This window comes from Occallatibacter savannae (assembly GCF_003131205.1).
GTDB lineage: Bacteria > Acidobacteriota > Terriglobia > Terriglobales > Acidobacteriaceae > Telmatobacter > Telmatobacter savannae.
On the sequence record NZ_QFFY01000001.1, the window covers coordinates 862,322 to 881,594 of the forward strand.

Below are 19,273 nucleotides of genomic sequence, written 5' to 3' on the forward strand. Positions count from 1 at the left end.
GGAGTTTCAAGCAGATGCCGAACATGAGAGATGTGCAGAGCCTCAGAGCCGATTATGATTCCGACAATGACCCGAATGCGAAAACTGAGGCTGCTTGCGGTAGCTGTCTTGGTCGCACTGCTCGTTCCTATCCCTTACCTCGCATCACCGCAATGGACCATAGTCGTCTCAGATGAAGCAGGTCATCCACTTCGAGGCATGCTCCTGCGTTTGAGCTACGAAAACTACTCCGTCGAAGACTCCGATCATGAAATAGACCTCTCCACAGACTCCATCGGGCAAGTCATCTTCCCGGCACAAAGGCGGAGCGCAACCCTGCTGACCCGCTTCTATTACACCGCTCGATCTGCGATGGCCTTGGCTCACGCCAGTTTTGGGCCGATCGCATACGTCACGTTTTTTGGAGAGGGGCGCGAGGGTTCCGTTGACGCTCCCGACGGAACTGTTTACTTTTGGAATGGGAAACCGGCTCGAGTCTTTTCTACTGTAGTTGCCAGACCACGAGATCAGTAGGTTGTCTAGATGGTCTCCCTCGCCAGCATCCCCCATCTCCTCACGCGCCGAAAATTCGGGGGCCGGGTGCCCCATGTCTCCCGATTTTGGAGACATGGGATCTGAAAACTGAAGACTGACAACTGACAACTGCTCCTACACCATCTCCGTCGCCAGCAGATCTCTCATCTCCTCACGTCTCCGAACCAGCCGGTACTTCTTCCCCTCCACCAGCACCTCCGCAGGCCTCATGCGCGAGTTGTAGTTCGAGCTTTGCGCCATGCCGTAAGCACCCGCATCCAGCAGCGCCAGCAGATCGCCCGCTTCAACCGGCTTCATCTCCCGATCGCGCGCGAAGAAGTCCCCCGTCTCGCACACCGGCCCCACCACATCTACGACGCGCGTTCTTCCCGCTCGCGGCTTCACGGGAACAATCTCGTGATACGCCTGGTACAGCGCTGGCCGGATCAGGTCGTTCATCGCCGCGTCCGTAATCACGAACGTCTTCTTGCCGTTCTTCTTCACATTCAGCACACGCGTCACCAGCGCCCCGGCCTGCGCCACGATAAACCGCCCGGGCTCGATCAGCAGCCTGCCCTCGAAACCATCCAGCGCCTTCTCAATCGCCGCCGCATACTCCGCCACCTTCGCCGCCGGATCAGAAGCATCACCGCCGGCGTGATAGTCGATTCCCAGCCCCCCGCCCGCATCGATCACGCACAGAGAGACTCCCTCGCTCCTCAACTGCGCTGCAAGCTTGCTCACCCGCCGGATCGCCGCCCCAAACGGATCCGCCGAACGAATCTGCGACCCAATATGCACGCTGATGCCATGCGGCTCGAGCCACTTGTTCTTCGCCGCCGCACGGTAGATCGCCGCCGCCTGCCGTATATCAATCCCGAACTTGTGCTCTCGCAGCCCCGTTGAAATATACGGATGCGTATCCGCAAACACATCCGGATTCACCCGCAGCGCAAACCGCGCCTTCACGCCGCGCTTCTTTGCACGTGATGCCAGCAACGCAAGCTCGCTCTCGCTCTCCACGTTGAACTCGAGGATCTTCGCGTCAAGCGCAGCATCGATCTCCTCGGCCGTCTTCCCCACGCCTGAGAACACCACACGTCCCGCAGCCTCGGGCGCGGCCGCCAACACCCGCGCCAGTTCCCCGCCCGATACGATGTCGAAGCCCGCTCCGTTCTCCGCCAGCAGCTTCAGAATCGCCAGGGATGAGTTCGCCTTCACGGCATAGCACACCAGGTGCTCGCGCCCCGCAAACGCACTCTGAAAGAGCCGCAGCCGCTCCACAATCTGAGTACCCGAATAAACGTACAGCGGAGTGCCATACTGCTTTGCCAGCGCTTGGAGCGAAACACCATCGCACGCCAACACGCCGCGCGCACCAGCCGCATGAAAAGGACGAGATAAATTGTTCTGATCAGATTTCAATCGAGGCTACCCGAAATGGAGTGATACTCCGAGCCTATCGCATCCGCTCCACTCAATCGACGAGGCGGGTACCCCATGTCCCCTTCAGTTGTGGAGACAAGAAGGGGTGCCCCATCCAAGCTTTGCTTGGGTGGGGAACAAGGACCTGTGCCCCATTCATCGCGCAGCGATGAATGGGAATTCAATCTCAGAACTCAAACTGCGCAAGCCACGGGCGCATAATAGCCGCCACCGTCTCCGGCTGCTCGTACGCCGCGAAATGCCCCGCATCCGGCAACAGATGGAACTCGCATCCACCCGGAGCAGCCTCAAACGCCCGCATCTCCGCCTCGGTGATCCCCGGATCCTCACCGCCGCAGATCGCCAGCACCGGCGCATCGATCTCCGCAATATCCGACACTGAATTCGGCCTTGTCGCAAGCCCCGCCTGCACCGCAACTACTGCCTCAGGCATCAGCGTCATTCGCGCGCGCAGCTCGCTCACCACCTCAGGCCGTCGCGCCCGCGTGCTCGCCCCGATCAGCGTCTGCGCATTCCCGTCGAACACGCCCGCCGTCCCTTCTCGCCTGAGCCTGTTGATCGTCTCCACGCGCTTCACCAGATTCGCTTCAGCATCGGGCTGCGCCTTGGAGCAGACAAACACCAGCCCGCGCATCCGCATCGGCGCTCTCCGCCACAGGTCCAGCATCACGTACCCGCCTATCGAGCAGCCCGCAAACACCGCCTCTCCAATCTCCAGCTCATCCATCAGCGCCAGCACGTCCGACGCGAGCTGCCCGATGCTCAGCACCGGCGCATCCGGCACGCGCGAGAATCCGCCGATGGGCAGATCGTCGCCCAACTCAGAGGCCCCGTGCGCGCGAAAGTCCGGCAGAATCGAGCGGTACTCGCCGATTCCGATTCCCTTCAGAGAAGGAAGCCAGTATGTGTGATCCAGTGGAGTGGGATGAAGAAAGAGGATCGGCACGCCTGAACCAATCTCTTCGTAACTCAGGCGTGCCCCCTGCGATTCGTAGGTCTTGCTCATACAGTTGGAGGATACCCGCCCGGAGGGAAAGGCCCCTGAGGATAATTTCCCGGCGGGTAAGTCCCCGGCATTCCAACCGGCTCTTCAGGAATACCGATCCAGCCGGCGAGATACGCAACCCCGACCAGCCCGCTCGTCAGCAGAAATCCGGCAACCGTAAGGATGCGAACCGTGGTCACGTTCCAACCATTTGCCTGCGCCACGCCGATGCACACTCCCGCGATCTGTCGTCCCACAATGGGCCTCACCAGCGGCCTCCCGGGAGCGGGCGGAGCAGCAGTCACCACATTCCCGCAGTTCGAGCAAAACCGCGCGCTCGGCGGCAATCCGGTTCCACAGCGTTGACAGAAAAAGGCCATTGGGAGAAACCTCCGTTTTCACCATATCACTACGCAAATCACGGCTGGCCGGTTCCCCTCCCGGACCTTCTCTACCGCCAACGACAACGATCAGTTCACTTTGTAGGGCGACTTCAGCCGCTTTCGTGCTGTGTCTGCTCGCGAGGTATTCGGGCCCGCATCGATGGCCGCCTGGTAGTCCTTCACGGCCTGCTCCCGCTCCCCCAGAGCGTCATGGCACTCCCCAGCGTCCAGCAGCGTTCTCACCTTCAGCTCCGTGCCCACGTTCTTCTCTGCCGCAGCCATCTCATAGGCCTGTGCCGCCTCTCCATAATGCCGCTGCCCGCGCAGCGCATCTCCCAGCCCGAAATACGCAAGCTCCAGCCGCGCCTCCGCAAAGTAGCCCGGCTTCTGCCCGTCGGCGATCAGGGCGCGATAGGCATCCACGGCCTTCATACCCTGGCCATCGTCCTTGCGCAGATTCGCCTCCTCCAGGCAGAAGAGAAAATCCCGCGGATACTGCTGCTTCAACCCAAGCACCACCTGGATCGCATCTGTATACTTTCCCTCCCGCCGCAGAAACAGAGCGATCACCGTACTCGCATCCACCTTCGTTGCCACGCCCCGCGCCGCGTCATCGCGCAGCAGCTCCATTCCCTTCGACTTCGAACCCGTGATCCCTGCAAAGCCAATCAGAATCTTGAACGGAAACGGCAGCGCCCCAACTACGTACTCATACACGCCCACTACCAGCTTCGCGTCTACGTAGTTCGGATCGATCTTCAGCACACGTTCGCAGTCGTCCTTCGCCTTGCCCGCCAGCCGGAACCCCGCTCCGAACCCGCGCTCCACCATCGCCACGTACGTGCAACGCAAACTTCGCGCCCACCCGCGCGCAAACAGCGCATCTACATCGTTGCCGTTCTTGCTTACGCGCCAGTCCGCTTCGCGCACGGCCTCATCCGCAAGCGCGAAAATCTCATCGCGCTTCTTCGCATCCTCGTTGGTCGCGTGCTTGCCGGTTAGAAACCCGTCGTTCGCATAGAACGTCGTGTCCAGTAGATCCTGCCGATACAGCTCCTGGAAGATCATCACTTCCAGCAGCATCGTCGTTGCGTAGGGATCGCCGGGATGTTCTGCGTGAATGCGCTCGAACCGCTGCACCGCGGCCGGATAGTCCAGCAGATAGAAGGAGTGGTACGCCTCCCGCACCTTCGGGTCGAAGTTCAGCGCATTGGTATGAACCCGCGCATCAGCGCGGCAAGACGAAGCCGACGCAATCAGGAGGGCGAGAATCCCGGCAAAGCATGTCTGAGTCAGGCGAGCCATATCGCCCCATCACACCTTGGAGTTGAGAGGATTCCCATCCCTCCAAGTTTAGCCGGGGCAATTGACCGTCTCCGCAAGCTCTGAAAGGCGCGACTTTCGCAGCTTGCTGAAAAGAATCGACTCAGCACGGTTTGAAAGGGCACGGCTTCAGCCGTGCCGCTAAGCTCCCCAAGAAAGGCGGGCTTTAGCCCCTGAGGGATATACCCTTCCGCTGTCTGCCGGGAGCGTCTGGGCACGACTTTTAGCTTGCCCTGAGCGAAGCCGAAGTGTGCCGAAAAGCCCTGCAAAATCGACGTGGGCTTCAGCCCCTGGGCACAATTCCTGCTGATAAACAGACTCTTCATCAAACGGTTTTGCAATGCCGCCAAAAGCCAGTCGTCGCACCAGAAGCAAACCGAAACCGGAAGCGTCAGGGCACGACTTCAGTCGTGCCGAAACGCTCCGCAAAATCGACCTGGGCTTTAGCCCCTGACGGACGCCTTCTCTCGCGGGATTGCAGTCCTACGCAAACCCCGCTACTCAGACCGGGGCTTCTCCTGCTTCGGACCTCCGCCATGCGCTTCAGGATGCGCTGCAGCCGGCCTGCTCTCTGCCCGTGCTGCTTCGCGTTGCGGCGCAGGACGATTCACACCTGCATGAGGCTCAGCCGGATGCGATTCACGCGGAGGCGGCGCCGGCCTCGACTCACGCGCCGGGGGCGCAGGCCGAGACTCCATCCTTGGCTGCGGCTCAGGACGCGACTCAGGTCGCGGTCTCTCCGCAGGCGGTTGCGGACGCGATTCGGTTCTCGGCCTTTCCTGTTGAGGCGCGGGCCGCGGTTCGTATCTGGGCTCTTGTGATGGCCGCGATTCCTGGCGCGGTTCCGGCGCTGGTCTCGATTCAGGACGAGGCGCCGGCTCGCGGTAAGGATTTCTCTCCGTCGGCGCCGGGCGCGATTCCGTATAAGGACGCCTCTCCGTCGGCACCGGCCTCGATTCCGGCCGCCGATTCTGCTGCTCCCGGTACGGCTCGTTTCGATACGCAGGCGAAGTACGCGACGGCTCAGGACGAACCTCACCTCTCGACGGCGCAGGTGCAATCGGAGCACCTCCGATCCTTCCTCCGCTCTCCGGCCTCGCGACAACCACTCTCTGCGGACGCCCGCCATTTGCCCTTGCATACGAGCTGCGATCCGCGCGTGCCGCCTGAATCTGCTGCTGCTGCACCGGCGTCAGGGCCGTGTGCCTGCCCGACATGCCTCTGCGCTCGATCGGCGTCGGATCGTGCCGGATGCCGCCGGGCCCTCCGTTGTACGCAATGCGCCGCTCGTTCGGAATCGTTCGCTCCTGCACGATCGTCCTGTCCACATAAACGTTGCGGACCACGGTCGTATTCACCCGCATCACCGCCGTGTTGTACGCAAACCGCCCATCGCGCCACTCACCGCCCACGAAGCCCTCGCCCATGTAGCCGTAGCCGTAGTCGATCCCGCCGTAGTATCCGACATCATCTCCCCAGTACCCCTCGTGAAAGCGGTAACGACCGCCCTCCCAGCCCCACCACGGCGGCGTCCACAGCGCCCCAACATAAGGCGCAGGCACCCACTCGCCCGGCACCCAGTAGTAGCCCTCATCGTCGTCGTACGCCCAATAACCCGGCGCCCACATCCACCCCTCCTCCGGACAGGGCGGCTGCTCATAAACGGGCAGCTCCGGCGGCGCCATCGTAACGCTGATCGCAATCTGCGCGCGCATCCTCGCGGGTGCCGCAGCGAAAACAAGCGCCAGCAAAAACGCTGGCAAAATACAACGCATCACTCTGGTTGCAGCCATGGGGAGAAATCCTCCTTCATCGCGCCCGTCGCTTCTAAATATGCGTTCTCTAATGACGGGCGAATCCGGCGTGGGCATTTCAGTTTGCGCCTGCTCCTACGGACCGCGCCCAGCCACACGCCTATGACTTGGAGCCTCATCACGCAAAATGCGTTGTACTCTGCTCGAAGTCTCCTGCGACCTACTCCCGCCTGCTTCTCACGCTCGGACCCACACGCCGGGCCAACTCTCGTGCGTTATCTTTAGAGAGCACCCGCGCCCCACGCGCAACTGAAAAGCATGGACGTACTCAAGCGACTCTACGAACAGCACTTCGGCTCGCCGGCCGAGATCGTCAAGCCTCTGCAGGGCCAGCTCGGCGGCTCCGGACGCGCCATCATCCGCCTCTCCGGTTCACCCGGAAGCGCCATCGGCATCCTGTACCCGGTCCGCGAAGAAAACGTCGCCTTCCTCGAGTTCTCGCGTCACTTCCTCCGCCACGGCCTGCCCGTCCCCCATATCTATAAAGAGGACCTCGCCAACAACGCCTACCTCGAAGAAGACCTCGGCGACACCACGCTTTTCGAATTCCTCAGCGCCAATCGCTCCGGCGAAGACATCTCGCCCGCTGTGATCGACATTTACCGCAAAGTCGTCGCCACTCTTCCGCGCTTCCAGATCGAAGCCGGCCGCGACCTCAACTACAAGGTCTGCTATCCGCGCTCCAGCTTCGATCGCCAGTCCATCAACTGGGACCTCAATTACTTCAAGTACTATTTCCTGCGCCTCGCCGGAATTCCGTTCAGCGAACAGGCTCTCGAGAACGACTTCTCCCGCCTCACCAAACTCCTTCTCGCCGCACCGCACGACTACTTCCTCTATCGCGATTTCCAGTCGCGCAACGTCATGCTCCGCGATGGCCAGCCTTACTTCCTCGACTACCAGGGCGGCCGCAAAGGCGCGCTGCAATACGACATCGCTTCCCTGCTCTACGACGGCAAAGCCGACCTGCCTCCCGCTGTTCGACAGGAGTTGCTCGATGACTATCTCGATCGAGTCGCTGAATTCATCCCGCTCGATCGCGCGGCCTTCATGGAGCACTACTACGCCTACGTCTACGTGCGCATCATGCAGGCCCTCGGCGCCTACGGATTCCGCGGCTTCTACGAACGCAAGCCGCACTTCCTCCAGTCCGTTCCCTACGCTCTCAAGAACATTCGCTGGCTCGCGCACAACGTGAAACTACCCGTTGCCCTGCCCGCGCTGATGGAGTGCTTCCAGGGCATGCTTGCGTCAGAAAAGCTGATGCACATCGCCACCGGCACCGACAACCTCACGGTGCGCATCTTCAGCTTCTCCTTCCATCACCAGCCGCCCGTCGATGAGTCCGGCAATGGCGGCGGCTTCGTCTTCGACGCGCGCAGCCTTCCCAACCCCGGCCGCGAAGAACGATTCAAGCAGCTCACCGGCGTCGACGCGCCCGTAATCGACTACCTCAACCAACAGGGCTCAGTGCATCGCTACTTCGAGCACGTCTCCGCTCTCGTCGACTCCACGGTCACCGCCTACCGCAGCCGCGGCTTCGCACACTTGATGATCTCTTTCGGATGCACCGGAGGCCAGCACCGCTCCGTCTTCCTTGCCGACCAACTCGCTCAGCACCTTCGCGCTCGCGAAGGCGTCGAGGTTGTCGTCCGCCACATCGAGATGGAATCGAAGTTCCCGGAGAAGTTCGCATCGTGAGGGCGATGATCCTCGCGGCCGGCCTCGGCACCCGCCTGCGCCCGCTCACTGACGACAGGCCCAAGGCTCTCGTCGAAGTCGCCGGTCGCACCCTCCTCGAACTCACGCTGGCGCGCCTCAAAGCATCCGGTGTCGTCGAAGTCATCATCAACACGCATCACTTCGCCGACAAAGTCGCCGACTACCTCTCCGCGCACCACAACTTCGGCATGAACATCGAGATCTCCCGCGAAGAGATCCTCCTCGACACCGGCGGTGGAATGAAACAAGCTGCAAGCTTCTTCCGCCCGGATCTGAACGGCGACGAGCCCTTCCTCCTCCATAACGTCGACGTCCTCAGCAACATCGACTTCGCAGCCATGCTGCGGCACCACCGCAACACCAGCGCTCTCGCTACCCTCGCCGTCCAGGATCGCCCGACATCGCGCTACCTGCTTTTCGACGAGGCCGGCCATATGTGCGGTCGCCGCTCCGGCCTCAACGGTCCGGTCGAGCAGGTCCACCCCGCCCGCGAACTCCACGCTCGCGCCTTCTCCGGCATTCACATCATCTCTCCGCGCATCTTCGATCTCATGCACGAAGAAGGCGTCTTCTCCATCGTCCCTGTCTACCTTCGCTTAGCTGCCGCGGGCGAATCGATCATCTCCTTTGCGGCCGACCAGTACTACTGGCGCGACCTCGGCCGCCCAGAGCAGATCGCCGCCGCCTCCCGCGACATCGCCGACGCATCCTTCGAACTTTGACACCTCTCAGTCCACTAGGGAGCCAAAGTAGGCGACGGTAACCGATCTCGGTGCGGATCCATAAGAGATAACTTTCATGTTTTCAGCTAGGCCGGGCCAACTGCGACCCGAATCAGCGGTAAAGGTACCCGGATCTCACTTCGGGAGAAACTCCCGAATGTTACTGAAGGGCCATAGACACCCCTCTATACCCTCATGCATCATCGTCCCTACCAAACCAGTAGTGGAGGATTTATGCATTCGTTAGGGATCTTGTATTTGGCCCTTCGCAGCTTTATCCAGCGTGAAGAAGGCCAGGATCTGGTCGAATACGCGCTGGTTGTCGCCTTGATCGCCTTTGGCGCCATAACCGGAATGGGTGTTCTAGCCAGCGGTCTGAACAACGCGTTCTCTCAGACGGCGTCGACCTTGACCTCAAACGTCTAGAACTCTGCTCTTCATCACTTCCCCGGGGCCCCAGGAAAAAAGCGACGCCGAGTGCGAGAGTACATCTCGAACCCGCGTCGCTTTCTGTTCAGCAGCTCAGTGGCTGTTCAGCAGGTCTCTGCGCCTGCTCTACCACCCCAGCACGTAGGCAAATATCAGCGGAGCCACGATCGAGGCATCCGACTCCACGATGAACTTGGGCGTCTTCTCGCCCAGCTTGCCCCACGTGATCTTCTCGTTTGGCACCGCGCCGGAATAAGACCCGTAGCTCGTCGTCGAGTCCGAGATCTGGCAGAAATACGCCCATAGCGGCACATGCTCGCGCTGCAGATCCTGGTGCAGCATCGGCACCACGCAGATCGGAAAATCTCCCGCGATTCCGCCGCCAATCTGGAAGAACCCGAGCGGTGCCGTCTTCGTCGTCTCCGTATACCACTCCGCCAGTTCCATCATGTACTCGATGCCCGTGCGCACCGTGTGCACTTTCTTCACGTCACCCGAGATGCAATGCCCGGCGTACATATTCCCCAGCGTCGCATCCTCCCAGCCCGGCACAAACATCGGCAGATTCTTCTCCGCCGCAGCCAGCAGCCAGCTGTTCTTCGGATCGATCTGATACGAGCCCTTCAGCACGCCCGAAAGCAGAATCTTATACATGAACTGGTGCGGGAAAAAGCGCTCATTCGCCTTGTCCGCCTTCACCCACTCGGCAAGAACCTCGTTCTCGATTCGGCGCATCGCCTCCATCTCGGGAATGCACGTATCGGTGACTCTATTCATATGTCGCGACAGCAGCGCCGCCTCATCCGCCGGCGTCAGGTCCCGATAGTGCGGCACGCGCTCATAAAAATCATGCGCAACGAGGTTGAAGACATCCTCTTCGAGGTTCGCTCCGGTGCAGCAAATCCCATGCACCTTGTCCTGCCGGATCATCTCCGCCAGCGACAGCCCCAGTTCCGCCGTGCTCATCGCGCCCGCAATGGTCATGAACATCTTGCCGCCCGACGCGAGATGGGCCTTGTATGCTTCCGCCGCGTCCACAAGAGCCGCAGCATTGAAATGACGATAATGATGCTTGATAAATGAACTGATCTCTGGCATTTTCCGCTGTTTCTAACTCCCGTTCCCTACGCTAACACAGCGAAATCAGCAGGAAATGAACACCACATTGCAGCCCGTTGCGCTCTCCATCTTCGACGCACAGGGTGTCTGTCATTCCGACCAGAGGTCGCCTGAGGCGAACCGTAGTGGACGAACCCGCAGTTGCTCTTCGCATGCACAGCCAAGATGCACGGGTGCCCCATCCTAACCGCAGCTTTTGGCGGTTAGGGTGGGAGACAAAGATCTACATCCGCCCATTCAAGGTCCCGTCTCCGCCAGCACAAGTTCTTGCTCAGCCAGCCGCGCCAGATCCCGCAATAGCTGCCGGTCTTCCTCAGTAAACGTCCTCGCCTTCATGTCAATCACGCAGACCGTTCCGATCCGGTATCCGTTCACCACCAGAGGACACCCCGCATAAAACCGGATCTTCGGATGCTCCGTCACAAACGGGTTGTCCTTGAACCGCGCGTCCTTCGCTGCGTTCTCCACCACCAGCAAATCATCGTAGAGAATCGCATGCGCGCAGAACGAAATCTCCCGCGGAGTCTCGCGCACATCCACGCCCCCGCACGACTTGAACCACTGCCGATTCGAATCGACCATCGTCACCGTCGAGATCGGCACGTTGAACGCCCGTCGCGCCAGCCGCGTCAGCCGGTCAAAGCGCTCCTCCGGAGGCGTATCCAGAATATTCAGCGCACGCAGTACTTCGATTCTCGCGTTCTCATCCGGCGGTACAGGCGCCTTCTGCATAAGGGGAATCTCCAGGTCAATTCGTCAAATCAGCACAACAGGTCTGTGGCCCATTCATCGCACAGCTTGATCGTGCGATGAGTGGGATCTCGCTACGATGCGACGCAACTCCGCTTCACTTCACTCTGCATGCAGCATTTTTCGCCGACGGCACTGCCATGAACACCAGGCTCGCCGGAGCCAGCTCAACGGTCCCCGCTTTCACATGCTCGTTGTTCAACGCCGGCAACGAACCATCCGCATTGGCCTTCAGCACCGCCCCATTCAAAGCCACAGCGTTGCTCGTCAGCGAATCCGAAGTGAGCACATACTTCTCCGCAGGCGTCGCAATCGCAATCGAGTGCTTCTCCTTCGCATCCGTATTCATCGCGACAATGGCCACGCCCCCAGGCACCCCACGCATGCAATTCGCATACACCCGCACCGCCGGATCCGCCTGCGCCTCCGGATTCAGCACCGTCGTCCCCATCAGCCGCTTCCACAACACCCCGGCCCAATAGTCGGGCCGCGGCTGCATCGTGCTCTCATCCAGCAAACCGTAGTCGCTCGCCGCCAGCGTGTTGTGCATGACCACCTTCACGCCCTTCTGCGCCAGCGTCCCGAGCTGATTCACGAATCGAAACGTATCCACAAACTGCGCCGCAATCCTGTCCCCGCCGCACGCAGCCTCAGCCGTCTCATTCAGCCACAACGATTTCGCCGGCAGATACTTGTCGCGGAGCCCAGCATAGTAGGCCTCCGTCGTGTCCGTGCTGTTCAGCCACTCCGGCGTCAGCGCCTTCTCCACCGTCATCGTTCCGCCGCACCGCTTCGACACCGCCCCGTAGAAGTGATACGAGAACGCATCGAAAATCGGTCCCGTACCCTTCAGGATGTCGTCGCTCTTGATCATGTTCATCCGGAACCGCGACGAAATCAGCCCCTCCGCTCCCTCGCCCACTCCGCCCGGCCCCAGATACAACGTCTTCGGCGACTCCTTATGCACAAAATCGCCAAACAACTTCGCATCGCGCGCGAACGCCTCAGCGTCGTAGTCCTTTGGCGCAGCACCCGCTGCCGGAATCGTCGGCTCATTCATGAACTCCGTCGCAGCAATGGTCCCGCCCGCCTTGCGCGTGTAGTCAAACAAGGCCTTCGCCTGATCCGGAGTCCACACGCCCTCTTTGTTGCGTACGCCCGCACTGATCGCCACCGAAGTCACGATCGGGGCATCCGTCGCGCGAGAAAAATCAACAACGCCCTTCCACTGCGCGCGCGTCAGCACGCCACGGTAGCCCTCCGGCGGCGCAGCCGGAGCAGGCGCATCGTTGTCCTGAAAAAACACGCTGTTCGCCCACGTTCCGCTCACGCGCATGTAAGCCGGGCCCAGCGCGGAAGCAAGCTTGCGCAGCCGTGCATCCGACAAATCGATCGGCTTCCTCTGCTGGAAGAGATTCGGGTCCAACCCCGCGGGCTGATTCGGATCAGGCGGCTTCGGCGCAGCCTCCGCATTCGAGTCCTTATACGGCGCCCAGAACCTGCCGCCAATCACTTCGACCATCTCCACGTTGTACGAGAGATACCGCGGATCCACCGTCGCCGTCTTCGCCATCTTGCCCGGCTCCAGCTTATGCGGAACCTCATTCTGCGCCGAACAGACCAAACCCGCCGCCGACAAACCAATGATCAGAACTGCAGACCAAGCCGCTTCACGCATTCATCCCTCCCGGTGCTCGCTGCGACAAAAAGGCTCGCAAATCGTTCCCCGAAATCCTAAACCCTCCCGGAGCGACAGCGGCCTGTTCAATGCATTGCTGGTAAGCCCACAAGCGGACAAACGTCTCGTTCAGTCAGCAGCGCGAACAATCTCTCTAGAGTTCCCACGGCCGAAGCGCGTGCTCGTACTTGTCCATATCCACTCTCTCGCCGGAAAGGCGAACACCCTCCATCCTCAGCAGCCTCCGCTGTTCCTGCGCAGCCGCGCCTCGAAGCTTGATCTGCCCACCGGCACCGATGACACGGTGCCACGGCAACAGATGCGGATCTGTTCTCAATAACCTCGCCACAGCTCGATGAAGACGCGGATAACCGGCGGCAGCGGCGACGCGCCCGTAAGTGCTCACCTTGCCTGCTGGAATGGATAGGATGACGCGCTGAAACGCGATGTCGCGCGGCTCGTCCGAGCGCATCGAGGCGCGCAGAAAATTTCGTTTCGCCTTATGGGTCCCAAGCTGATCGGCAGGAAGAAATCTGTTTCCGCGATCGCGCATCGATCCCTCGCCCTGGTTCCTCAGTCGAACGCAATCGTTCTCGAGTGCCGTCTTAAACCCGCGAGCACTCTTCCACCGGAACCGGCACCTGCTCCACGATCTCCAGCCCGAATCCTTCCAGCGCCGGAATGTGCATCGGCGTATTCGACAGCAGCCGAATCCGCTGAATTCCCAGATCCGACAGAATCTGCCCGCCCAGGCCAATGGCCCGCAGAATGCGCCCGGTCCTTGCCTGTGAACCCTCGCGCGTCCGCAGCTCCTGATGCAAAATCAGCCGGTTCGCCGGAACCGCCGCCGCGCCCGCAATCTCAAACGCCGATCCCCCCGCGGGCTCCTTCTCAATCTCGAATCCCCGCGAAGTGTTGTGCAGATACAGAATCGCTCCGCAGCCCTCTTCCGCAATCATCCGCATCGACTGGTCCAGCATCTCGCGGCAACGGCAGTCCGCCGCAAACACGTCGCCCGCCGTGCAGCGCGTATGCACCCGCACCAACACCGCATGAGAACACGGCGGCCGGTTCGAGCGCGGGTCCCCCGGCACATTCGCCGAGCCCTCGGTACACGCCGGACAGCTCGGGCACAGATCTCCGCGCACCAGCGCAATGTGGCTCTCGCCCCCATTCACTTCACTCTCGTAGGCGATCATCCTGAACTCGCCGTACTTCGTCTGGATCCGCGTCTCGCCCGCGCGCACAATGTACCGCTCGTTCCTCAGCCTGTAGCGAATCAGCTCCGCCACCGTCAGAATCCGAAGCTTGTGCTCGGTGCAGAACGGAATCAGGTCCGGGATCCGCGCCATCTCGCCGTCATCGCGCATGATCTCGCAGATCACGCCCGACGGATTCAGCCCCGCCATCCGCGCCAGGTCCACCGACGCTTCGGTCTGCCCCGCCCTCACCAGCACGCCTCCCTGACGCGCGCGCAGCGGAAAGATATGACCCGGCCTTGCCAGATCCGCCGCCGTCGACTTCGCATCGATCGCCGTCCGGATCGTATGCGCCCTGTCCGCCGCCGAGATCCCCGTCGTCACGCCCTCGCGTGCCTCGATGGTCTCGGTAAACGCCGTCCCAAAGCGCGACGAGTTTTGCTGCGTCATCGGAAACAGCCGCAGGTAATCCGCCCGCTCCTCCGTCAGCGTCAGGCAGATCAGCCCGCGCCCATACCGCGCCATGAAGTTGATCGCCTCCGGCGTTACGTACTCCGCCGCCAGCGTCAGGTCGCCCTCGTTCTCGCGATCCTCGTCATCAACCACTACGACCATGCGGCCCGCGCGGATCTCTGCAACGGCTCCAGGAACATCGATAAAGGGCGGCTCGAAGGTGCGCTGGCTCTCAGGCATGGGATCAACTTTCATTCTCGCTTATCGCAAGCGCCGCCGCAAAGACCGTTACTTTCGCGCAACGAAAACGCCGCCCGTAGGCGGCGTTTCGTTGACAGAGGTTGAACCAGAGATCTACAACGTAGACTCGATCTCAAAGCCCCATGCTTCAAGCAGTGCCTCAGGAATGTACTTGGAGTTTTTGTTCCGGCGGGCCCACTCACGAAGACGGGTGGACCGGATGTACTGATCCGGGGTCAACTTGAACTCCTTGACGATCTGTTCGAAGGAGGTCACGGTGGGTACAACTGGGCCGATGGGCTCAGGCTTGCCCCAATTCGGATTTCCTCTACGCTTTGCCATTGGTATTTTTGTTCCTCAGAAAGGAGTGGGATTGCTTTCCAACTACCTTGGGCGACTGGCTGGGGGTCCTCGGCAGCCCTAAGGCGACTCTATGGGTTCTATTTTAGGTAGAAATGCTATAAAAATCAATAGCAAATGCCCAAAAAGTTAAGCGTTTTCAGAGTGGAAAAGCCTGAGGAAATACCGGACCCAGGTAACACATAATGAATGACTTGCCCCCGGTTACGATCTGACAAGTTGTTCTAACATGTGTCCTTTCTGCCACTTCCCCACTCTACCAAATGGCGGTTCTCGCTTTTTGATGGCACTATAAAGGTATGAAGAAAATCTGGCCGGTTGCCCTCTGCAGCTTTGCCCTGCTTGCCGCCGGAGCCTCGCCCGCCCCAGCCGCCGAGCTGCGCATCGGCCGCGACGCCCTCGAGCGCACTCTAAAGCAGCAGCTCTTCACTGGGCCCAACGGCCGCTTCTATCTCAAAGGCACCCCTCGCTCCGCCTGCTCCGTCTACGCCGACGACGCCCGTGTCGCCTTCGTCCAGGACCGCATCGTCGTCAAAGTCAAGACCCGTGCCCGCATGGGCAAATCCGTCGGCGGAGCCTGCATCGGCATCTCCCTTTCGCCTCTCGCCGAAGTCTCCATGGCTCCGTACGGCGAAGGCGAGTCCATCGGCTTTCGCGACGCTCAACTCCTCCGCGTCAGCGATCAGCGCGAGCTCAACTTCCTCCTCACCCCGTTCCTCAGCCGCCAGGTTCCTTCCAGCATGAAGGTCGACGCCGCCGACCTCCTCCGCAAAGCCCTCGAGGGCTCCACCGCCTCCTCCGGCTACCAGGTCAGTCTCGAGCGCCTCAAGGTCCACTCCATGCAGATCCAGGGCGACTCCCTCGTCGTCGACGTAGACGGCGACATCAGCGTCAAGTAGCAGCCAATCAGAATCGCGGTCTCCACACGTAGCCGTGAGACACCCCTTCGGCGTCCTTGTAGCTACCCGTAACTTCACCCCTCGGGTTGATGGCAACCGGCTCATTGTATGTCGACCCCGGAGGATCAAACGTAATGAACGCCCCACTCTCAGCGCGCAGGAAACCGTGCGTCACATAGCCGGCATCGCTGTAGCTTCCAACGATCGTGCCGCTCGGATTGATGGCTCGGGCTGAGGTAAAGATCGATCCCGGAGGATCAAACGTTGTGAGGTTGCCATCGGGCGCGCGTAGAAAGCCGTGCCCCCTGTAACCCTCGGTGACATACTGTCCGGCGATCGCCCCTGCCGGGTTGACACTCCAGGGCACTGTGTAAATCGATCCCGGAGGATCAAACGTAGTGAATGCACCATCGGCCGCGCGCACAAAGCCGTGTCCAACAAACCAATGGATATTTGTATCGAACACCTCATACCCTCCGGTGATCACGCCTGCCGGATTAATGCTCATGGCATCAGGAAAGGAATAGACGACCCAGAACTCCGGCGGAAAAAACGTGGTGATCGTGCCGTCGTGAGCGCGCAGGAAGCCATGCATCATGTCAGCAGAGTAGTCCCTCCATACTCCCGCAATCGCGCCCGCCGGATTAATGCTCAAGGCAGCGGTAAGGGGACTATACCGGTTGGGCGTAAATATCGTGAACGCGCCGTCGCGATCGCGCAGAAAGTTGCGCGACCCACTGTCGGCGATATAGCAGTACCCCGTGATCGCGCCCGCCGGGTTGATGCTCATCGGTGTGGTTGAAATCGATCCGGGAGGGTCAAACGTGGTGATCGTGCCATCCGGAGCGCGCAGAAAGCCATGCCGCACATTGTCAGCATCCGTGTATTCACCGGTGATCTCCCCCATTGGGTTGATGCTCTTGGGCAGAGTGTTCGTCGAACCCGGAGGGTCAAATACGGTGAATTGGTTTCGCTTTGCAGAAGGTTGACCTTGAATCGCGAGCGCAGCAAGCGAAATTGCTGCAACGCACGTGAGTGCGCCGAGTCGTTTCATGACATCCTCCCCTTATGCATTTCCCTTTCGGTTGCCGGGCGATTGAAGGGAATGGAGCGGTGGTAGGTCACTCGGCCGTCGGCAGATTCAAGCGGGACAGCACACCGAAAGGTCCAAACAAGATCCTGCTTCTTGCCTCCGGGGGTGCAAGCCAGTTGGACAGTGCTCTTTGAGGGAGGCAGGAAAGCCCGCGTCTCTTATCTGCTCATTTCTTTGCCACTGCGGTGATGCAATGCACAAGCCTCTGTGATGAATCTGACTCATCGGTATCCACTCCCGCGTCGCCGTCTGTACGGAAACAGCTTCCGCATCGCATCCGGCCAAACTTCCGAAAACTAGCGCGACGGAGAAAACGCGTGGAGTTGAACGATGTAGAATCCTCCCCAAATGAGCTTCGATCTGGCCGTGTGGAATAGCGAAGAAGCGATGACAGACGCGCAAGCGTTAGAAATCTATGACCGACTCTGCGAGGATTGGCCCTTTCTCGAAGGAGAGAGCGCAAATGTCGAAGCTTTTTATCAGGAACTGATCCAGAAGTGGCCAGAGATCGACACGATCCCAGAAGACAGGGTCGGTGAATTTGACTTCTGTCCGTGGTCTTGTGCGCTGAACCATTCCGGTGGAGCTGTCGTCATGTCATGCGTGTGGTCGAAAGCCACAGATGTAGCTCAGGAGGTCGGGTCTCTCGCGTACAAACATGGCCTCGTGCTGTTTGATCCGCAAGCGAGCCGAGTGATCCTGCCCGAACATCTGCAGGAGAAGCTCCAATCACGCCACAGCGAGTCGCCGCGACGTAGCCTCTTCCAGCGACTGTTCGGCAGATGACCTGGCAATCATCGGTCACTCTGAATTGCCGACCATAGGATCAGTCCAAAACAGGGTGCTTTCCAAGTGGGTGCTTTACACTTTCGTGCATTCTCAACGGCGGTTGCAGCAGCATGAACAGCAATTCAGAACCTCAGCACCGAGCAATTGAAGAGATCAAGGAGAAGCAGAGAAACACAATCTGGCCGGACACTATGGTGAATGGCCGGAGTGTAGACGAATTCCTCTGGAAAGGGTCTCCTGACGCACCAGTCGTGCAGCGAATTGGCGCTTGTATATTTGGCGTGTTTTTTATGCTCGGCGGCGCAGTCCTGATCGAATCAGTTCGAGAGATGTCGCCCGACCGCAAGTCTCCCGCGTGCGTATTTGTTTCAGTCCTGATCGCACTTCTATTCGTACTGGGTGGACTGAAGGTGTTCATGAACGGATTCCGGCGACGAAAAGGAACTGCCCGCAAACTACGATGACTCAGCCTGGCCCCCACAGGGCCGGACACAAAAACTGATGTGTCTGGCCACGCGAATTCGGAGATTACTCGCGGATTGCCGACCGCTCACTCGGAGTAGCAAAGCAATCTCCACCACCAGTGCGTCGCCAGAAGCGCAGCGATTTGACACGTTCAACTCTTGGTACCAAAACACTCTTCGATCCGAATACGCGGAGCGATACGGTTTGCCTGTTTGAGTGTGAGCGTCCGGGCGAATGACCGCGCATACGGAGGGTTTGAGCGCTCGAGGCGCGCCGATTCTATCAACCCATGAGAACATGATATTAGAATGCAGCCCTCGTCTGTGCGTTGGGGAATGCGAATGCTTTGGGGTCCAGTTTTTGCTCCGAACTCGCCTGAGTGGAAGAACCTCGCCCTCGGTGCCTCCTTTCTGATCGGAGCCCTGCTTGTTTATCTCGCTCAGTCAAAACCGAAATGGCGCTTCTTCGCGTCTCTCTTCCTCGCACTGAATGCAGTTCTGCTTTTTCTGGTTCTTACCTTATTTCACTGACCCGGTTCGTTTGTTCTCGCCTCACTTCGGGCGAATGACCTCGTTATACGGAATTCCTTTTGTCTTGCTGACCACTTGCCCATCGCAGGCTTAACCGGAGCACAGCTATTTCCAAGATGCCGCAGCCATATACAACACCCACGCAGCAAGGCCAAGGAACCACAATCGACCGAACCACGTCTGTATCCGCCGCTTCGACTGCCTTGCAATCGTTCCGGTATAGAACTCCTTACAGAAGACACCCATTGCGAGTGCAAACACTCCCATCGCGAGAAAAACAACGCTATTGAAATGCCAGGTCATGCAGCGAACAATTCGAGTGGAAGTTATAGTTCCCGAACACCACTATACGGACCTTTCA

The 19,273-nt window shown here is 59.9% G+C and carries 17 protein-coding genes; 5 read left to right on the plus strand and 12 right to left on the minus strand.

Annotation, left to right across the window (positions count from 1 at the left end):
* Positions 1–648: 648 nt before the first annotated feature.
* From lysA to DHV10_RS27495, 5 genes are all read right to left on the minus strand, one after another.
* The gene (gene lysA / locus DHV10_RS03790) at positions 649–1,938 is read right to left on the minus strand and encodes a diaminopimelate decarboxylase (protein WP_204101314.1); all 1,290 of its coding nucleotides are present in this window, start codon (positions 1,936–1,938) and stop codon (positions 649–651) included.
* A gap of 187 nt (positions 1,939–2,125) precedes the next feature.
* Positions 2,126–2,965 carry an alpha/beta fold hydrolase gene (locus tag DHV10_RS03795; protein ID WP_109484957.1) on the minus strand — a complete coding sequence of 280 codons (840 nt, stop codon included), beginning with the start codon at positions 2,963–2,965 and terminating at the stop codon, positions 2,126–2,128.
* Entirely contained in the window at positions 2,962–3,324 is a 363-nt protein-coding gene (locus DHV10_RS03800; RefSeq protein ID WP_109484958.1) for a PspC domain-containing protein, read from the minus strand. Before DHV10_RS03800 ends, DHV10_RS03795 begins: the two co-directional genes overlap by 4 nt.
* Before the next feature lie 90 nt (positions 3,325–3,414).
* The gene (locus DHV10_RS03805; RefSeq protein ID WP_109484959.1) at positions 3,415–4,632 is read right to left on the minus strand and encodes a tetratricopeptide repeat protein; all 1,218 of its coding nucleotides are present in this window, start codon (positions 4,630–4,632) and stop codon (positions 3,415–3,417) included.
* A gap of 515 nt (positions 4,633–5,147) precedes the next feature.
* Entirely contained in the window at positions 5,148–6,443 is a 1,296-nt protein-coding gene (locus tag DHV10_RS27495) for a chromosomal replication initiator protein DnaA (protein ID WP_204101315.1), read from the minus strand.
* A gap of 279 nt (positions 6,444–6,722) precedes the next feature.
* Here DHV10_RS27495 and DHV10_RS03820 point away from each other — a divergent pair, with 279 nt between their 5' ends.
* From DHV10_RS03820 to DHV10_RS03830, 3 genes are all read left to right on the plus strand, one after another.
* The gene (locus tag DHV10_RS03820; protein WP_109484961.1) at positions 6,723–8,165 is read left to right on the plus strand and encodes a RapZ C-terminal domain-containing protein; all 1,443 of its coding nucleotides are present in this window, start codon (positions 6,723–6,725) and stop codon (positions 8,163–8,165) included.
* A gap of 5 nt (positions 8,166–8,170) precedes the next feature.
* Positions 8,171–8,908, plus strand: a complete 738-nt coding sequence (locus DHV10_RS03825) for a nucleotidyltransferase family protein (protein WP_109484962.1) — start codon at positions 8,171–8,173, stop codon at positions 8,906–8,908.
* Between the two features lie 234 nt (positions 8,909–9,142).
* On the plus strand, positions 9,143–9,334 hold the full coding sequence (locus DHV10_RS03830; RefSeq protein WP_109484963.1) for a Flp family type IVb pilin: 192 nt from the start codon (positions 9,143–9,145) through the stop codon (positions 9,332–9,334).
* 129 nt (positions 9,335–9,463) lie between these two features.
* On the opposite strand, the gene DHV10_RS03835 is transcribed toward DHV10_RS03830, so the two are convergent.
* From DHV10_RS03835 to DHV10_RS03860, 6 genes are all read right to left on the minus strand, one after another.
* The gene (locus DHV10_RS03835; protein WP_109484964.1) at positions 9,464–10,435 is read right to left on the minus strand and encodes a deoxyhypusine synthase family protein; all 972 of its coding nucleotides are present in this window, start codon (positions 10,433–10,435) and stop codon (positions 9,464–9,466) included.
* A gap of 258 nt (positions 10,436–10,693) precedes the next feature.
* Entirely contained in the window at positions 10,694–11,188 is a 495-nt protein-coding gene (locus DHV10_RS03840) for a GAF domain-containing protein (protein WP_109484965.1), read from the minus strand.
* A gap of 115 nt (positions 11,189–11,303) precedes the next feature.
* On the minus strand, positions 11,304–12,884 hold the full coding sequence (locus tag DHV10_RS03845; protein ID WP_109484966.1) for a hypothetical protein: 1,581 nt from the start codon (positions 12,882–12,884) through the stop codon (positions 11,304–11,306).
* A 154-nt stretch (positions 12,885–13,038) separates the two neighbouring features.
* On the minus strand, positions 13,039–13,437 hold the full coding sequence (locus tag DHV10_RS03850; protein ID WP_109484967.1) for an MGMT family protein: 399 nt from the start codon (positions 13,435–13,437) through the stop codon (positions 13,039–13,041).
* 52 nt (positions 13,438–13,489) lie between these two features.
* Entirely contained in the window at positions 13,490–14,791 is a 1,302-nt protein-coding gene (ribB, locus tag DHV10_RS03855) for a 3,4-dihydroxy-2-butanone-4-phosphate synthase (protein ID WP_420818734.1), read from the minus strand.
* Between the two features lie 99 nt (positions 14,792–14,890).
* Positions 14,891–15,118: a hypothetical protein gene (locus DHV10_RS03860; RefSeq protein WP_026447189.1), complete on the minus strand. Its 228-nt coding sequence runs from the start codon at positions 15,116–15,118 to the stop codon at positions 14,891–14,893.
* A 317-nt stretch (positions 15,119–15,435) separates the two neighbouring features.
* Between DHV10_RS03860 and DHV10_RS03865 the strand changes: the two genes are divergently transcribed.
* Complete coding sequence (locus DHV10_RS03865; protein WP_109484968.1) at positions 15,436–16,035, plus strand: hypothetical protein; 600 nt, start codon at positions 15,436–15,438, stop codon at positions 16,033–16,035.
* Between the two features lie 7 nt (positions 16,036–16,042).
* Here the strand turns inward: DHV10_RS03865 and DHV10_RS03870 are convergent, their stop codons facing one another.
* The gene (locus DHV10_RS03870; RefSeq protein ID WP_109484969.1) at positions 16,043–17,089 is read right to left on the minus strand and encodes a hypothetical protein; all 1,047 of its coding nucleotides are present in this window, start codon (positions 17,087–17,089) and stop codon (positions 16,043–16,045) included.
* Positions 17,090–17,476: 387 nt separating this feature from the next.
* Here DHV10_RS03870 and DHV10_RS03875 point away from each other — a divergent pair, with 387 nt between their 5' ends.
* On the plus strand, positions 17,477–17,914 hold the full coding sequence (locus tag DHV10_RS03875; protein ID WP_109484970.1) for a hypothetical protein: 438 nt from the start codon (positions 17,477–17,479) through the stop codon (positions 17,912–17,914).
* The last annotated feature ends 1,359 nt before the right edge of the window (positions 17,915–19,273 follow it).

Excerpts from the sequence above, each read along its gene's own strand:
- DHV10_RS03805 (WP_109484959.1), bottom strand. The coding sequence starts at position 4,632 with ATGGCTCGCCTGACTCAGACATGCTTTGCCGGGATTCTCGCCCTCCTG.
- DHV10_RS03850 (WP_109484967.1), bottom strand. The coding sequence starts at position 13,437 with ATGCGCGATCGCGGAAACAGATTTCTTCCTGCCGATCAGCTTGGGACC.
- DHV10_RS03870 (WP_109484969.1), bottom strand. The coding sequence starts at position 17,089 with ATGAAACGACTCGGCGCACTCACGTGCGTTGCAGCAATTTCGCTTGCT.
- DHV10_RS03845 (WP_109484966.1), bottom strand. The coding sequence starts at position 12,884 with ATGCGTGAAGCGGCTTGGTCTGCAGTTCTGATCATTGGTTTGTCGGCG.
- DHV10_RS03875 (WP_109484970.1), top strand. The coding sequence starts at position 17,477 with ATGAGCTTCGATCTGGCCGTGTGGAATAGCGAAGAAGCGATGACAGAC.
- DHV10_RS03860 (WP_026447189.1), bottom strand. The coding sequence starts at position 15,118 with ATGGCAAAGCGTAGAGGAAATCCGAATTGGGGCAAGCCTGAGCCCATC.
- DHV10_RS03835 (WP_109484964.1), bottom strand. The coding sequence starts at position 10,435 with ATGCCAGAGATCAGTTCATTTATCAAGCATCATTATCGTCATTTCAAT.
- ribB (WP_420818734.1), bottom strand. The coding sequence starts at position 14,791 with ATGAAAGTTGATCCCATGCCTGAGAGCCAGCGCACCTTCGAGCCGCCC.
- DHV10_RS03840 (WP_109484965.1), bottom strand. The coding sequence starts at position 11,188 with ATGCAGAAGGCGCCTGTACCGCCGGATGAGAACGCGAGAATCGAAGTA.
- DHV10_RS03820 (WP_109484961.1), top strand. The coding sequence starts at position 6,723 with ATGGACGTACTCAAGCGACTCTACGAACAGCACTTCGGCTCGCCGGCC.
- DHV10_RS03825 (WP_109484962.1), top strand. The coding sequence starts at position 8,171 with ATGATCCTCGCGGCCGGCCTCGGCACCCGCCTGCGCCCGCTCACTGAC.
- DHV10_RS03795 (WP_109484957.1), bottom strand. The coding sequence starts at position 2,965 with ATGAGCAAGACCTACGAATCGCAGGGGGCACGCCTGAGTTACGAAGAG.
- DHV10_RS03800 (WP_109484958.1), bottom strand. The coding sequence starts at position 3,324 with ATGGCCTTTTTCTGTCAACGCTGTGGAACCGGATTGCCGCCGAGCGCG.
- DHV10_RS03830 (WP_109484963.1), top strand. The coding sequence starts at position 9,143 with ATGCATTCGTTAGGGATCTTGTATTTGGCCCTTCGCAGCTTTATCCAG.
- DHV10_RS03865 (WP_109484968.1), top strand. The coding sequence starts at position 15,436 with ATGAAGAAAATCTGGCCGGTTGCCCTCTGCAGCTTTGCCCTGCTTGCC.
- DHV10_RS27495 (WP_204101315.1), bottom strand. The coding sequence starts at position 6,443 with ATGGCTGCAACCAGAGTGATGCGTTGTATTTTGCCAGCGTTTTTGCTG.